This is a genomic window from Bacterioplanes sp. CLAM21, from assembly GCF_059641015.1.
On record NZ_CM184929.1, the window covers coordinates 3,796,083 to 3,812,125 of the forward strand.

A 16,043-nucleotide genomic window follows, 5' to 3' on the forward strand; every position below is an offset into this window, starting at 1 on the left:
GGGCAAGCATAGCGGAATGTCGCTGAGCAAACCAAGCACACCTTCAGTGCTTGGGGCACGATTCACACAACTCACTGTTCCGCACCCAAGGCATTCTTTCTACCATCGCTGACAGTCCTGCAATTGCGCCGCCTCCCACCTCAGGTACAATGGCGCCCTTATTTAATTTGGATAACCAATCACTATGCTGACCGCGTACCTGGCCGTTCTGGCAGGGTTAATCGTCTTAGTCTGGAGTGCAGATAAGTTTGTTATTGGCGCTGCCGCTAGCGCCCGCAAACTGGGCATGTCACCATTATTGGTGGGACTGACCATAGTCTCTATTGGAACCTCAGCTCCTGAGATGTTCGTGTCTGCCATGGCCTCCATCGATGGTGCAGGTAACCTGGCTATTGGTAATGCCATCGGATCCAATATTACTAATATTTTATTAGTGCTTGGGGTGACCGCATTGGTGTCACCCATTCCGATCCAAAAGAAACTGGTGCGCAAAGAGCTGCCATTACTGTTGTTGATCAGCATTATTGGTGGACTCACTCTGGCGGATCTGGAACTGAACTGGATCGATGCTGCCATTCTCCTCGCCTCCCTGGCATTTGCTTTGTACCTGATGTTCCAGGATTCGAGCGAGTCAGGTGAACCCTTGGTCGACGAGGAAGAGGCAGAGGCCATTGAGCACACGTCCACCGGACAAGCACTGTTTTGGTTAGTCGTGGGCCTTTTGGCATTAATGCTTAGCTCACGCATGCTGGTATGGGGCGCCACTGAAATTGCCGTCGCTTTTGGCGTCAGCGATCTGATCATTGGTCTTACTATTGTTGCCATCGGCACCAGTCTGCCTGAACTGGCGGCGTCCGTAGCCAGCGCACTAAAAGGCCATCATGACATTGCCATTGGCAATGTCATCGGCTCCAATGTGTTCAACTTATTGGCTGTGATGCCCATCCCCGGTATGTTGGCCACCACCGCAGTAGAGCCTATGGCACTCTATCGAGACTTTAGCGTCATGATGGTGGCGACATTGGCGCTAGCCATTATGTTAATTGTTAGCTATCGCTCGGGCCGCGTCGCTCGTCCCTTTGGCTTAGTGTTAACCGGCGGTTATGCCGGCTACCTAGCACTGTTATTTTTTATGGCACAAGCATGACACAAGCAACTTCTTTCGATTTTATTCAATCAGCCAAACGGACCATCGAATTGGAGCAGCAAGCGATTGCCGCTCTTACCGAACGTATTGACGATGCTTTTTCCCTGGCCTGCAAAACCTTACTGACCTGTCGTGGCCGAGTGGTCGTTACCGGCATGGGAAAATCGGGCCATATTGGCAAAAAAATGGCGGCTACCCTGGCCAGCACTGGCACCCCGGCCTTTTTTGTTCACCCCGGCGAAGCTAGCCATGGCGATATGGGCATGATCACCCCCGATGATGTCGTCATTGCCTTATCGAATTCTGGTGAAACGGCGGAAGTAACCAGCTTGTTGCCTCTGCTCAGTCGTCAAGGCACGGCATTGATTAGTATGACGGGCAACCCCGCGTCGACGTTGGCCAAAGCCGCCACAGCACATCTTAATACCGGCGTTGAGCAAGAAGCCTGCCCACTCGATCTTGCCCCTACCTCATCGACCACCACCGCACTCGTGATGGGCGATGCGCTGGCAATTGCGCTGCTTGAAGCCCGCGGTTTTACTGCCGAGGATTTTGCATTCTCACATCCAGGCGGCGCATTGGGCCGACGCTTACTGCTTAAAGTCGAAGACATTATGCACAGTGGCGTAGAAATTCCTTCGGTCAGCCCGGATACCTTGCTGGCGCAAGCGCTGCTGGTGGTAACGTCGAAAGGCCTGGGGATGACTACAGTGCAAGACCAACAGGGACGACTGCAGGGCATTTTCACCGACGGCGATTTACGTCGTGCAATAGACCAAGGCGTCGACATTCAGCAAACGCAGATAGCCGATGTTATGACGCGTCAATGCAAAACTACTCCGCCAGGTGCATTGGCAGCCGAAGCGTTGAAACTGATGGAAGATAACAAGATCAACGCTCTGGTGGTCATGCAGGATCAGCAGCTGGTTGGTGTACTCAGCATGCATGATCTGTTGCGAGCTGGTGTTATTTAATGCGCAAGCGTTACCTGCTACTGCTACTGACCTTGATTTTCGGTGCCGCCTTGCTGGCGGTTGACCGCTACAGTGACAGCTGGGAATACAGCAGCAGTGAACGCAGTGCCAATGAACCAGACTATTATGGCGACGGTCTAATTAGCCGCCGTTTTGACGAGCAAGGCATGGCCATTCAAACGCTGAAAGCTGCGTCGTCAGCACATTATCCCGATAGTCGTCACACAGAATTCCAGCAGCCATTTATCGTAGCGCTGGATCAACAGTCCACACACTGGCAAATTCGTGCTCAGTCTGGGCGACTGTCAGATGGCGAGCAGCGACTGACACTGCAGCAGGATGTTGAAGTTCGCACATTAGATAGCCAAGAAGCTGTGCGTATCCGCACAGATGAACTGCACTACGATATTGAACAACAGATAGCATCGACCGAACGGCCTGTACGTATCGACAATCAACGTATACAGATCACCGCCATCGGCATGACATTGGATCTAAAGCGCCAACGTATGCGCTTTCACCGGGAGGTTAATACTCAGTATGATCCGTCTATTCAGTAGCATATTGATGCTACTGCTGGCTCATTCCAGCCTGGCTTTAGAGCAAGACTGGCAACAAGCCGTGACCATCTTGTCAGATCACGCCGAATTAGATCGCAAAACAGGCATGGTGATGTACGAGGGCAACGTCACTCTAACCCAAGGCAGTCTGCGCATCGAAGCTGAGCAGCTGTTGTTGTTCCGCAATGGCGATCAGCTAGAACGGGTCACTGCTCGCGGCACGCCTGCACGTTACGAGCAAATTATTAGTGACGGCGATAGTCTGACCCGAGCCCATGGTAAACGCATTGACTATATGGCGGTGCAACGTGAAATTCTGATCGAAGGCAATGCTCGCTTAGAGCAGGATGGCAACCAGTTTAGCGGCGAGCAAATTCGCTTCGATATGCTGCGTGATACCATTTCTGCCCAAGGTGGCGAAAGCAAACCTGGTGAAGAAGGCAAGCAACGCATCAAGGTGATACTGCAACCGCAGACCAGCCAAGAGCTGGGCGTTAGCGACAGCCCGCCAGCTGCTGACAGCGCCCAAGAAAACAGCGCCACGGACGATACGGCCAGTGACGCAGCGACGACGGGGACTGATGCCCTTCCTTCTGATAATGCCACCACTGAAGACAGCGATGAAAACCCTGAAAGCTGAACACCTGGCCAAAAGTTACAACGGCCGTGAGGTAGTAAAAGACGTTTCTCTGTCCGTTGACAGTGGCCAGATCGTTGGCCTTTTAGGCCCTAATGGCGCCGGTAAAACTACCTGCTTTTATATGATCGTCAATTTGGTACAGGCCGACAAAGGCCGTATCCGAATCGATGATGACGACATCAGTCACTTGCCGATGCATGGTCGCGCCCGTCGCGGCATTGGCTATTTGCCGCAAGAAGCATCAATCTTTCGAAAGCTCACAGTGGCCGACAATATCATGGCCATTTTAGAGACACGCAAAGACCTTAATCGCAAGCAACGCAAACAAGCCCTTGAACAACTGCTGGACGAATTTCATATTCAACATATTCGCGACAGCTTGGGCATGGCGTTGTCGGGTGGTGAACGCAGACGAGTGGAAATTGCCCGCGCCCTCGCCGCTGAACCTGCTTTTATTTTACTTGATGAGCCATTCGCTGGTGTCGACCCCATTTCGGTGTCTGACATCATGGATATTATTCGCCAACTTAAGCATCGCGGCATCGGTGTATTAATTACCGACCACAACGTTCGTGAAACCCTGGCCATCTGCGAAAAAGCCTACATTGTTGGTGGCGGACATATCATTGCAGAAGGCACAGCCGACGACGTATTAGCAAACGAGCAAGTAAGAAAAGTCTATTTAGGCGACGATTTCCGCCTTTGATTCTGCCCCCGGCAAAAGGCTATGATGCCTGACCGGTGGCAAGGAAAGGTACAAAATCTGTATTCCTCGCCGGGGCGCCTGGCCTATAATGCCAAGCATATAGTATGCCGATCGGGTGAATTTTAGACTTCTATGAAAGCTTCTCTCCAGCTCAAGATGGGCCAGCAGCTGACCATGACGCCGCAGCTGCAACAGGCCATCCGCTTGCTTCAGCTGTCGACCCTGGACCTTCAGCAAGAAATCCAGGAAGCCCTCGACTCTAATCCTATGCTGGAAACGGAAGAGCAAGACGATGCCCCGCAAAGCGAACCCCAAGCTGAAACCAGCAGCGAAAGCAGCAGCCAGGAAGCGGATAGTGCAGAAGTAGACGAGCAGTGGTCGAATGAGCAGCTGCCTGATGATCTACCGGTAGACAGCCAATGGGAAGACACTTATCAGGCCAGCGCCGGCGTATCGAGCAACGCCCCCGTTGGCGACGACGATTTCGACTACGACTCGCGCCATGCCAGCACAGATGACTTGCAAGATCATTTGCTGTGGCAACTGAATCTGACTCCTATGTCGGAACTGGATCGCGACATTGCCATCATGCTGATCGATGGTACTGACAGCGATGGTTATTTGCACACCAGCGTTGAGGATGTCGTTGCCAGCTTTGATGCCGAGCACGAAATTGAGCAAGAAGAAGTCATGGCGGTGTTGCATCGCTTACAGCAATTTGAGCCGGCTGGCGTGTTTGCACGCGATCTGCGCGAATGTCTGTTGTTGCAACTGCGCCAGTTGCCCAACGACACCCCCTGGTTAGAGCAAGCCATTCAGGTGATTGAGCTTCATATCGAACTGCTAGGCAGTCGCGATTATGCCACCTTAATGCGCAAAACCCGGCTGAAGGAAGACGACCTGAAAGCCGTGTTGCGATTGATCAAAGAGCTCAACCCCAAGCCTGGCGCCAGCGTCAGCCCGGAGCAGGCCGAATATGTGGTGCCCGATGTTCTGGTGCGTCAACTGCGTGGTGAGTGGCGAGTCGAATTGAATCCTGATATCGCCCCCAAACTGCGCGTCAATGCCGATTACGCCTCACTGGTGAAGCGCTCAGACAACAGTGCCGACAACACCTTTTTAAAAGATCACCTGCAAGAAGCACGCTGGTTTATCAAAAGTCTGCAAAGTCGAAATGACACCTTACTGCGTGTCGCCACCAAAATTGTTGAATATCAAATCGACTTCTTTGAGCAGGGCGAAGAAGCCATGAAACCTTTGGTGCTGCATGATATCGCCGAAGCTGTTGGCATGCATGAATCGACTATTTCCAGGGTGACTACACAAAAATACATGCATACCCCCAGAGGGGTATTTGAGCTTAAATACTTCTTTTCCAGCCATGTCAGCACCGATACCGGCGGCGAATGTTCATCCACCGCAATCCGTGCCATGATCAAGAAGTTGATTGCCGAAGAAAATGCCCGTAAACCGCTGAGCGACAATAAAATCGCTACGCTATTGGGAGACAAAGGCATTAAGGTAGCCCGCCGAACCGTGGCGAAGTATCGCGAAGCCATGTTGATTCCGCCCTCTAATGAGCGCAAACAACTGGTTTAAAACAGCGACATCCAACAGCCAAAGGAGTCTGGATATGCAAATAAACGTCAGTGGTCACCATGTTGAGATAACTGATTCACTGCAGGCCTATGTGGAAGAAAAAATGGCCAAGCTGGAGCGTCATTTCGATAACATCACCACCGGACAGGTCACTTTGACGGTGGAAAAAAGCGGTCATAAGGCCGAAGCTCGTATCCACGTCAGTGGCGCCGACCTCAACGCCAGCTGCGAGCAGGACGATATGTACGCCGCCATCGATTCCATGATCGATAAGCTCGATCGTCAAATCATTAAACACAAAGAAAAAATTGTTGCCCGTAAACAAGGCCACTGAGTTCTAGCATGCGCATTGAAGATATCCTCACCGCCGACCGTGCACAAATTGACGTTCCGGCCTCCAGCAAGAAAAAGCTGCTGCAGTATCTGGCCAGCTTTATTGGTCAGCGCCTGCCCGGCAGCTCCGACGACGATATCTACGAGCGATTATTAACCCGGGAACGACTCGGCAGTACCGGCATTGGCGAAGGTATCGCCATACCGCACTGCCGACTAAAAGAGTGTGAGCAGGCACTTGGCATCTTGCTGCGCCTGCAAAGCCCAATTGATTACGACGCCATCGACCAGCAACCGGTCGACCTGGTGTTTGCCTTATTGGTTCCAGAAGAAGCGACCGAAGAACACCTGCAAATTCTGGCCACCCTGGCACGTAACTTCAGCACCGAAGACTTTCGCAGTGCACTGCGCAATGCTCCCAATGAACAGCAGTTATTTCAACGGGCGCTGAGCGCAGTTGAATAAATGGCGCTACTGAGTCTCGACAACAGCGAGACGGATTGCTGGCAGCTCGCAACACCAGTCGCCAGCTAGCCAAGAGCAGAGGAGACACATTATGCGATTAGTCGTTATCAGTGGTCGTTCTGGATCGGGCAAATCCAGTGCCTTGCATGTGCTGGAAGACTTGGGCTTTTATTGCATCGATAATCTGCCTATTCCATTGTTACCGGCGCTCACGGCGGAAACGCAACACGATCCACGCCTATCGCAGGTGGCGGTGAGCATCGATGCCCGCAATCTGTCGCAAACCAGTGATGGCATTGCAGAAGTACTGCAGCAGCTGCAATTAGAGAAACACCAGCTTGAAGTGGTGTATCTCGACGCCAACGAATCAACCTTGTTGCAACGCTTTAGCGCAACGCGTCGCAAGCATCCGCTGACCAGTGCAGAGTTGTCATTAGCAGAAGCCATTCAGGCCGAGCAGCAATTATTGGAGCCGCTGGCCTATATGGCGGATCTCACGCTAGATACCACCAGTATGTCAGTGCACGAACTGCGCAGTCTGATCAAGTTACGCGTCGCTGAACGTAACAGTGACGACATCGCCATCCTGTTTGAATCCTTCGGCTTTAAACGTGGCATCCCGATCGATGCCGATTATGTGTTTGACGTACGCAACCTGCCAAACCCCTTCTGGCAGCCGGAATTGCGCCACTTCACTGGTTTGCAGCCACCGGTACAGGCCTTTTTAGCCGCGCAGCCTGAAGTGAACTCTATGCAAAGCGATATTCAACAGTTTATTGAACGTTGGCTGCCAGGTTTTATCGATAACAACCGCAGCTATATGACCATTGCCATCGGCTGCACCGGAGGTCAACACAGATCTGTTTATGTCGCTGAGCAACTGGCTGGACAGTTTCGCCAGCAATTCGCTAATGTTCAGGTCAGACACCGTGAACTGAGCTGCCTGCCATCCCATGATTGAAACTGAAATTACCATCATCAATAAACTCGGCCTGCACGCCCGTGCTGCCGCCAAGCTGGTATCGACGGCAGCGGCCCATTCCGCACAGATACGCGTCGGTTACCCAGACCGGCTGGTCGATGGCAAAAGCATCATGGCCGTCATGATGCTGGCCGCCAGCAAAGGCACACAAATTGTTCTACAAGCCGAAGGCGAAGATGCCGAGCAAGCCATCGCGGCATTGGAAGACCTGATCAATCGCCGCTTCGACGAAGGCGAATGACTTTCGGAAAAATAATTTTTCGCTAAAAATCAATTCCCTACGCTAACATTTGCGAGCAGTTTCGTAGTCTGTTGCTGGCTTTCGAGCTAGAATCTAGTCTATTCGCCGACATCTTTCCGGTAACGTTTTCACCCCATGACCTGAGCACTGTCTATGGCCCACCACAGCGAAAAAGCCAAAGCCAGATTACATAGCCTTAACGCCGCGCTAGAAAGCGGCTCACTGGCGACAGTGCAGCGTATTATCAATTCAGGCCTTGCTCCTCAAGACGTTGCCCACCTGATTGAATCATCACCGCCCAAAGTACGTGAAGTCTTGTGGGAGCTGGTCGACGCTGAGCTGGAAGGTGAAATCCTTCAGCATCTGAGTGAAGAGCTGCAAGCGCACTTCCTCAGTGATATGACCGCTGAGCAAGTCGCCAGCGTCACCTCCGATCTCGATATCGATGACGTTGCCGACATACTGCAGCAGCTACCTGAGCGTGTTACTCAGGAAGTGCTGGATGTTATGGATCAGCAGGACCGCGCCCGATTGGAGGCAGTACTCGGCTATCCGGAAGACAGCGCCGGTGGTCTGATGAACACCGACACCATCACCATCCGGGCCGACATTACCCTGGAAGTGGTGCTGCGGTATCTACGCCGCCATAAAGCCCTGCCGGATATGACCGATGCGCTGTTGGTGGTGAACCGCAATAACGAATTTATCGGCTCATTGCCACTGCGCAAACTGCTGGTCGGCGACCCGCAGCAAACAGTGCGCGAGGTGATGTCCACCGATACCCGAATTATTCATGCCACTCAGCACGAAACCGACGTCGCCAAGCTGTTCGAACGTCACGATTTAGTCTCGGCACCTGTGGTCGATGCCAATGGCGTTCTGCTCGGCCGCATCACCATTGACGATGTGGTCGACGTTATTCGAGAAACCGCCGACCATTCGCTGATGAGCATGGCCGGTCTCGATGATGAAGAAGACACCTTTGCACCGGCGTTAAAAACCAGTCGCCGACGTGCGGTGTGGCTGGGCATCAACCTGATTACTGCGTTTATGGCCTCAGCCGTCATTGGTTTATTTGATGCCACCATAGAAAAAGTCGTGGCCTTGGCCGTGCTAATGCCCATCGTTGCCAGCATGGGTGGCATTGCTGGCAGCCAGGTATTGACGCTGGTTATTCGAGGGCAGGCATTGGGGCACCTCAGCAGTGCCAACTTTCGCTGGTTGTTTAACCGCGAACTGATTGTCGCTGGCATTAATGGGGTACTGTGGGCAACTGTCATCGCCGGCATTACTCTGCTGTGGTTCGGTGATCCCGCCATAGCTGTTATCATTGCCGCAGCCATCATTATTAATTTACTGGTTGCCGCCATCAGTGGTGCCGCACTACCGCTCATTATGAAAGCACGCGGCATTGACCCGGCACTGGCAGGATCGGTGGTGCTGACCACAGTCACCGATGTGGTTGGTTTTTTATCTTTTTTAGGCCTGGCGACCCTGTTCTATTTGTAGAGAATTATGACTGAGCACCACGACTACGAAGACGACGACTTTATTAGTAAGTCGGAAATGAAGCGCGAAATGGAGCGCTTGCAAGACATCGGCCGTCAGCTGACCGATTTAACCCCGCAGCAGTGGCAGGCTTTTCCGCTAACGGAAACCTTGTTGTCGGCACTGCAGGAAAGCAAACGTCTAAAGCAACATGAAGCCAAACGTCGCCACCTGCAGTACATCGGCAAACTGATGCGCAGCGAAGACATTGATGCCATTCAGCACCAGCTCGATCTATTGGACCCGTCCAGCGAGCTGTATGGTCGACTGCAGCGCCAGCAAGAGCTTTGGCGCACGCGCCTAGTGGAGAGTGACGACGCTCTAGCCGAATTTATGGATGAATACCCTAGCCTAGATCGCCAACATCTGCGCAACCTAGTGAGAAACGCCCGTAAAGAGCACAGCAGTGGTAAAACGGGCAAAAGCTACAAACAGCTGTTTCAGCTGATCAAAGCGCAAATGCTGGATGACTAACCGTCGTTGTCATCCATGTCGTGACTAGCCCGACCTATCACCAAAAAAATCAGGCACGGCAGCGCCGCATAGCGGCGCCTTAACTTACAAACGTCGGTGTTGTTGCACGGGCATACGCTCACGAACCTGCTGCAGCCACTGTAGATCAATGTCCGCCAGCGCCACACCAGACTCATGGCCCAGCTGTGTTAGCACCTGCCCCCATGGGTCAACAATTTGTGAGTGCCCCCAGGTCTGACGTTTGTCATCGTGCCAGCCACACTGATTGGCCGCCAATAAGTAACACTGTTGCTCAATTGCTCTGGCCTGCAGCAGTGGCTGCCAATGGGCTTCACCGGTGCGGTAAGTAAAAGCTGCCGGCAGCGAAATGAGTTCAGCACCCTTTTCAGCCAGCTGGGCAAACAGTTCAGCAAAGCGCAGATCGTAGCAGATGGCCAAGCCTAAACGTCCGACCGGCGTCTCAATCACCACCACCTGATCGCCCGGTGAAAAGCGATCCGATTCGCGATAGCTGCCCTGGGCGTCGCCGACATCGACATCAAATAAATGGATTTTGTCGTAGCGGGCCACCAGCTCACCGTCGTCATTCCAGACACAACTGGCCGAGCGCAGACGCGGATCATCATCCGGGCTAGCCATAGGAATCGCGCCCGCTACCAGCCAGATATTTAACTGCTTGGCCCACCCCGCCAGCTGTTGTGCTATGTCCTGTTGTGCAGCCAGCAATTGAAATTGTTCGCCGTCCAAGGTCAAAAACATTTCCGGCACCACCACCAAGCGAGCACCTTGCCTGGCTGCTTCAGCCACCAGCGCATGGGCCGCGGCCAGATTCATTTCCACATTCGAACCTGAGCACATTTGCACAACTGCCACTTGTTGCGTACTCATTCGTCACCTCCCAAACCAAAGATGCTGCGAATTCTATCTCCCAGGCTACGGCTGGTCTTGCCGTCCACTTCATTATCAAATGCCTGGTTGATGGTTAACTGTGGCTCTGACCAGGTGCCACGCACGGTATAACTGGCACTGGTAAAACGCTCTAGCTCGTCACCAATTAAACGTTCGGTGACATAGATGGATGCCGCCACCGGCGGTGCTAGGCCCGCCAATACTGCCACAATCGGTAATGAACCTGTCACCGGAAAAGTCACCGCTAATTTCATGTCTAACGTTTGGTAATTCAAATTACTGCTGCCAGACAGCCAAAATTTACTGCCCGGGCCATCCATAATCAAAGGCTCAGACAAGGTCATGATGCCGTCGTTCAGTTCGGCTTTTGCTTTCAGTACATCGAAGGTCACACCGGACTGATACAAATCGGAAAAATCGAGCTGCAAGCGGCGGCTGATGGTGTTGAAGTTCAATATCCCAAAGGCTTTCAATGCCTCCGTGCCTTTGGCTGCCATATTACCGTTGCGCATGCGAAGCGCTACCACGCCATTTAATGAGCGCGTGTCGTATCCCAGAGGTGAGCCATTCCAACCAAGCTGAGCCAACACCCGAGTGTCTTCGGCGCTGACAATTTCTTGCTGGCGAAATGCGCGCTGAACCTTGCCAATATCGCCGCTGGTCATACTGATATCAGATAAGCGTGTTTGATGACCCGTCGGCGTGAGTGTCCAGTCCAGCTTTCCCAACACCTTCATGCCTTTGAGGTCGCTATCTTCCACGTCGATGCGTAACCCTTGTGGCTGCGGTCGACTGTTCAGATGCCAACGGCCAAGGTTGCGACTGCCAATATACAGCTCAGCCAACTGCATATTAAAGGCTGGAACATCTGCCGGATTCATCCCTTGCAGAGGATCAATGGGCGCGACTGAGGCAGGATTGCTCTGTTTTTCGCCTTCTTCGTCGCTCGCTGGCATATGAATATGATCCAGCGTTAACTCCATTGGCAACGATGAATCAGCCGCCAACTGCACCTTACCCGCCAGCAATTGGCTATCGATTTGGAACTGCCATTCGCCAAATTGCTGCTGACCTTGCACCCTAGCTTCGCCACTGGCATTGCCCCACACATCAACGTCCTGCAACTGCAGATCGATTAACCGTAACGGGCCAGACTCTACCGCTGCGTTATCGCTGGGCTTTGCCTGGTCATATTCCGATAGCGTGTCTTGCGGCAGACTCTGAACAGAGTCTGGGTGATCCGTCTCTACCAGCAAGGTTTGCATATGCTGCCAAACGGCAAACCACTGCTGAGCATTGATAGGTTGGTGAATACGCCCACGAACCTCAACGCCAGGATCACTCGGCAAAAATGCATCACTACCACCTAAATACACCTGGCCACGATGCAACTCGCCATCACGCAGGGCCACCACTGTGTTGAGCTCATCATCATAACGAAGATGAATGCGGGTATCTTCAGCTGGCACCACCGACAGTGTTAGCGGCCTTGCTTGCTCGGCAGTTTTCCCCAACGGATCAGGCAGCGCAATATCAGTACCTAACAGGTCGGATTGCAGCTCAAATCGTACCACTTCAGATTGGCTAGCAGTCAAGTTCAATTGCGCTTGGTAATTGAGTTCACCACTAATGGGGTCCAATAAAAATACCGGTAACCATTGTTTAAAAGGTGGCCACTGGGCTTGGCCTTCGGCCTGCAAACTCATGTCATAGCCTGCTGCCACTGGTGTCGATGCTATTGTGGCTTGAAAATCACCGCCAAATATACGACCGCTGAGTTGTTCGCTCGACAAGCCACTGTCATTATCAAAATGCAATCGCCCACCAAGACCCTCAAAGGTGATATCCAGCTCGCCTAAATGCAGGCGATTGTTGCTAATAACAACATCTAATTGCACTTGGGGTTCGGCTTCGTTGCCCAGCGGCATATCCAACACCAATCCAGCCGACAACGGACCTCCACCTTGCCACTGGTCTGCCGCTCCGCCTATTAATTGGCGTAAGGGTGTGTCGGTAAAATAACGCAACGCCTCGGAGCTATCGCCATCCAACTGACCAACAACATTCAGCCAGGTTTGCTGATTTTGCTCACGTAATTTCAGCCTTGCACTGTGCGGACGAAAACGTCCGCCGAGGGTTTCTGCACTATCGACCCAAACATCCAAATCCGACGAAGACAGTAGTAGGCGGCCATCCATTTTTTTCAGTACTGGCCAATCGGGCAGGTAGCGCAACTGCATATCATGGGCCTGTAGATACAGTTCAAGACTGCTGTTGTGTTCGTTGCTGTCTTCATCAAGAAACCCATTCAGCGCCAACATGCCCTGCTCTAGCTGACCATCCAGCAAAGCTTGATTCAGCCATTGCCGCAGCTCGTCATCCAGTAACGAAGGCACCAGCTGTTGCTGTAAGCTAATCGGCGCCTGTTCCACACCGACCAACACTGATAAGTTGTCTGTAATGCTGTTTTCATCGCTGGCAATACTGAGGCCAACCTCTGCCGTGACTGGCACATCCTGTAGTCGTGCCTTGAGTTGTTGTAACTGCAGCTGGTAATACAAAGGGTGAATTGCCCAAACAAAATCAGCCGAAGCCTGCTGCAGCTGCCAAGGCTGGTCATAAACATCGGCCAGCCATACTGACAGTTCATCATCTCGAATGCGCAACCGCCCTTGCTCAGGTAATAGCTGCAGGCTTGCCGATGCGTCAGTGAGGGCAGGTATGCCCTGATACGCATCGACGCTGACTTCCTGCAACTGGGCGCGTAGCTCAAACTGCAATTGTTGCTGCTGTATCAGCCACGACAGACGGGTTTGCTCGGCCCGACCACGGGGGTTAAGGCCTGTGATGTAACGCTGCCATAAGTCAGGTAGCAAACCATGACGGCTAATAAAATCTGCGCCTTGCTGTAAATCCAAGCCAGGAATCTGCAGTTGCCAGCCCTTATTTTCCAGGCCGTCATCGGCACTCATATTGAGGGTACTGAGATACAGCTCGCTGATGGGAAAGTCATCAGCAAACGACAAACGCATACGCGCCTGCCAACCATCGCTGCTTTTTTTGCCATCAAGCTTGATCACACCACGCTGCAATAACAGCGGATCGGCAGAGGTAGACATACTTAGCTCAGGCAAGGTCAAGACGCCATGGACTTGCTGCAATTGCCCTTGCTCGAGGTTAAGCCAAGCCATCAATCCTGCCCGGGCGCTATTAACCTTCAACTGCTGTGGTAACTCATCGGGAATCCAGCGAAGCCAGTTTTGCTCATCGACTTGCAAAAACAGCTGACCTTGCTGCTGTCGCCAAGGCCATAAGGCACCTTGCAACTGACCATTGATGCGAATGTTGGCCAGCTCGCCATCGGTGCCCCAAGCAATTCGACCCGACGCTACCCGGCTGTCGCCACGGTTTCGCCACAATACGGATTCCAACCGCAGCTCTTCTGAAAACTTCAGCCCCCGGCCCTGCAGCTGCCAATCACGTAGCAATATACTGTGCTGAAGTTCCAACCACTCAAGCCAAGCCGGGCGATCGCTAAAGCCGCCAGAGGTTTGCTCCGTGGAGTCACGGCCTTGCGTGAGTGCGGTTAAGTCCAGCTGCCAGCCGTCGCTGAATTGCCAGACATTGTCTGACACCTCTTGGGCATCGACACGCACACCATTGACTTCAATACGGCGAAACACAGGTTGACGGTAAAAGGCGCTGGCACTGATATCTAATTGGGCTTCAATATGACCCACCTGCAGCCCAGCACCGCCAGCACCGACACGCAGATCAGAGACTCGAACAAGTGGCGACAAGCCGCTCCAGCCACCCTGCATGCTGGCCATAGTGACCGGCTGGCCCAACTGCTGCGATAACCATTGCTCAGCTTGCGGTTGATAGGTCTCTAACAGTGGAATTAACTGGCGTCCCAAACTGACGTATAAAGCCAGCAATACCAACGCGACGACAATAGTTATCCACAGCTGCAGCCAAAGTTCGCGCATCCAGCGCATCAGCTCAGCCCCACGTTACTGCAGTACGATGTCATATTCGTCCTGAGCATAGTGATTTTCGACCTGAAGCTTAATTGCTTTGCCAATAAAGCCTTCTAAATCGGCGAGGCTGTTGCTGTCTTCATCCAGCAAACGATCAACCACACCCTGACTGGCCAACACCAAATAGGTACCAGCATCATAGGCCCGTTCTTCGCGTAGAATTTCGCGAAATATCTCGTAGCAGATAGTTTCGGCAGTTTTGACCGTGCCGCGACCTTCGCAAGTATGACAAGGCTCCATCAGCATTTGCTCAAGGCTTTCGCGGGTGCGCTTACGCGTCATTTCCACCAGCCCAAGCTCGGATACGCCGCTGATTTTGGTTTTGGCGTGGTCCTTTTCCAGCACCTTTTCCAACATGCGCAGTACTTGGCGCTGATGCTCGGGATCAACCATATCGATAAAGTCGAGGATGATGATGCCACCCAGGTTGCGTAGCCTTAATTGCCGGCCAATGGCAGTCGCTGCTTCTAGGTTGGTTTTAAAGATGGTTTCTTCAAGATTGCGACGGCCGACAAAACCGCCGGTATTCACATCAATGGTGGCCATGGCTTCGGTTTGATCGATGACCAGATAACCGCCCGATTTCAATGGCACCTTACGATCCAATGCACGCTGAATTTCATCTTCAACGCTGTAAAGTTCAAACAGCGGCCTAGGGCCTGGGTAACATTCCAGCTTGGCTTCTACTTCGGGCACGTACTGGGAGGCAAACTGCTTCAGGTTGGCAAAGGTCTCACGCGAATCAATCAGAATCTTGTCGATTTCAGGCCGGGCATAATCGCGCAGTGTACGCGACGACAACGGCAGCTCATCGTAAACAATGCGTGACGGTTTATAGGCCTTGATACGCTCTTGCAGTTTGCGCCACAAGCGCCGCAAATAACGGATATCCGCCAGGATTTCATCCTCGCCCACACCTTCCGCGGCGGTACGCAAGATAAAGCCGGCTTCCCCCGTCATCTCTTCCACGGCCATGCACTGATTGACCAGCTCACGCAGACGCTCACGCTCTTCCTCGTCATCGATGCGCTGCGACACACCGACATGCTCCGCCGCCGGCATAAACACCAAATAGCGCGCTGGAATGGCTAACTGTGTGGTCAGCCTTGCGCCCTTGGTGCCAATCGGATCTTTGGTCACTTGTACCACCAAAGACTGACCTTCATGCACCAGTTGGTTAATAGGGGCTGAGCCATCATTGCTGATTTCGCCCGCATGAATAAAGGCCGCGCGCTCCAAGCCGATATCGACAAACGCCGCCTGCATGCCGGGCAGTACCCGTACCACCTTGCCTTTATAAATATTACCGACAAGCCCTCGATGATTGGTGCGCTCGATAACGATTTCCTGCAGCACACCATTTTCGACCACCCCAACACGTGTTTCCGTGGGGGTAATATTCATCAAAATTTCTGCATTCATGCT

The 16,043-nt window shown here is 52.7% G+C and carries 15 protein-coding genes; 12 read left to right on the forward strand and 3 right to left on the reverse strand.

Going from position 1 to position 16,043, the window contains the following annotated elements; translation table 11 throughout:
- Positions 1–184: 184 nt before the first annotated feature.
- The 12 genes from AC55FS_RS17370 to yjgA all read left to right on the forward strand — a co-directional run bounded on the left by AC55FS_RS17370 (position 185) and on the right by yjgA (position 9,669).
- Positions 185–1,147, forward strand: a complete 963-nt coding sequence (locus AC55FS_RS17370; protein ID WP_496933554.1) for a calcium/sodium antiporter — start codon at positions 185–187, stop codon at positions 1,145–1,147.
- Positions 1,144–2,121, forward strand: a complete 978-nt coding sequence (locus AC55FS_RS17375; protein ID WP_496933555.1) for a KpsF/GutQ family sugar-phosphate isomerase — start codon at positions 1,144–1,146, stop codon at positions 2,119–2,121. The genes AC55FS_RS17370 and AC55FS_RS17375 overlap by 4 nt, the downstream gene beginning before the upstream one ends.
- The gene (gene lptC / locus AC55FS_RS17380) at positions 2,121–2,681 is read left to right on the forward strand and encodes an LPS export ABC transporter periplasmic protein LptC (protein WP_496933556.1); all 561 of its coding nucleotides are present in this window, start codon (positions 2,121–2,123) and stop codon (positions 2,679–2,681) included. The genes AC55FS_RS17375 and lptC overlap by 1 nt, the downstream gene beginning before the upstream one ends.
- Complete coding sequence (gene lptA, locus AC55FS_RS17385; RefSeq protein ID WP_496933557.1) at positions 2,662–3,321, forward strand: lipopolysaccharide transport periplasmic protein LptA; 660 nt, start codon at positions 2,662–2,664, stop codon at positions 3,319–3,321. Before lptC ends, lptA begins: the two co-directional genes overlap by 20 nt.
- The gene (gene lptB / locus AC55FS_RS17390; protein ID WP_496933558.1) at positions 3,302–4,027 is read left to right on the forward strand and encodes an LPS export ABC transporter ATP-binding protein; all 726 of its coding nucleotides are present in this window, start codon (positions 3,302–3,304) and stop codon (positions 4,025–4,027) included. Before lptA ends, lptB begins: the two co-directional genes overlap by 20 nt.
- 132 nt (positions 4,028–4,159) lie before the next feature.
- Positions 4,160–5,626: an RNA polymerase factor sigma-54 gene (locus AC55FS_RS17395; RefSeq protein WP_496933559.1), complete on the forward strand. Its 1,467-nt coding sequence runs from the start codon at positions 4,160–4,162 to the stop codon at positions 5,624–5,626.
- Positions 5,627–5,660: 34 nt separating this feature from the next.
- On the forward strand, positions 5,661–5,960 hold the full coding sequence (gene hpf, locus AC55FS_RS17400; protein ID WP_496933560.1) for a ribosome hibernation-promoting factor, HPF/YfiA family: 300 nt from the start codon (positions 5,661–5,663) through the stop codon (positions 5,958–5,960).
- A gap of 8 nt (positions 5,961–5,968) precedes the next feature.
- Positions 5,969–6,424 carry a PTS IIA-like nitrogen regulatory protein PtsN gene (gene ptsN / locus AC55FS_RS17405; RefSeq protein ID WP_496933561.1) on the forward strand — a complete coding sequence of 152 codons (456 nt, stop codon included), beginning with the start codon at positions 5,969–5,971 and terminating at the stop codon, positions 6,422–6,424.
- A gap of 91 nt (positions 6,425–6,515) precedes the next feature.
- On the forward strand, positions 6,516–7,385 hold the full coding sequence (gene rapZ / locus AC55FS_RS17410) for an RNase adapter RapZ (protein WP_496933562.1): 870 nt from the start codon (positions 6,516–6,518) through the stop codon (positions 7,383–7,385).
- Complete coding sequence (locus AC55FS_RS17415) at positions 7,378–7,647, forward strand: HPr family phosphocarrier protein (protein ID WP_496933563.1); 270 nt, start codon at positions 7,378–7,380, stop codon at positions 7,645–7,647. Before rapZ ends, AC55FS_RS17415 begins: the two co-directional genes overlap by 8 nt.
- Positions 7,648–7,800: 153 nt before the next feature.
- Positions 7,801–9,156 (forward strand): magnesium transporter, encoded by a 1,356-nt coding sequence (mgtE, locus tag AC55FS_RS17420; RefSeq protein WP_496933564.1) that lies wholly within the window; start codon positions 7,801–7,803, stop codon positions 9,154–9,156.
- A gap of 6 nt (positions 9,157–9,162) precedes the next feature.
- The gene (yjgA, locus tag AC55FS_RS17425) at positions 9,163–9,669 is read left to right on the forward strand and encodes a ribosome biogenesis factor YjgA (RefSeq protein ID WP_496933565.1); all 507 of its coding nucleotides are present in this window, start codon (positions 9,163–9,165) and stop codon (positions 9,667–9,669) included.
- Between the two features lie 84 nt (positions 9,670–9,753).
- Here the strand turns inward: yjgA and AC55FS_RS17430 are convergent, their stop codons facing one another.
- The 3 genes from AC55FS_RS17430 to rng are packed head-to-tail and all read right to left on the reverse strand — an operon-like array spanning position 9,754 to position 16,040.
- Positions 9,754–10,557: a carbon-nitrogen hydrolase family protein gene (locus AC55FS_RS17430; protein ID WP_496933566.1), complete on the reverse strand. Its 804-nt coding sequence runs from the start codon at positions 10,555–10,557 to the stop codon at positions 9,754–9,756.
- The gene (locus tag AC55FS_RS17435; RefSeq protein WP_496933567.1) at positions 10,554–14,567 is read right to left on the reverse strand and encodes a YhdP family protein; all 4,014 of its coding nucleotides are present in this window, start codon (positions 14,565–14,567) and stop codon (positions 10,554–10,556) included. The genes AC55FS_RS17430 and AC55FS_RS17435 overlap by 4 nt, the downstream gene beginning before the upstream one ends.
- 24 nt (positions 14,568–14,591) lie before the next feature.
- Entirely contained in the window at positions 14,592–16,040 is a 1,449-nt protein-coding gene (gene rng, locus AC55FS_RS17440) for a ribonuclease G (protein WP_496933568.1), read from the reverse strand.
- Positions 16,041–16,043 lie beyond the last annotated feature (3 nt).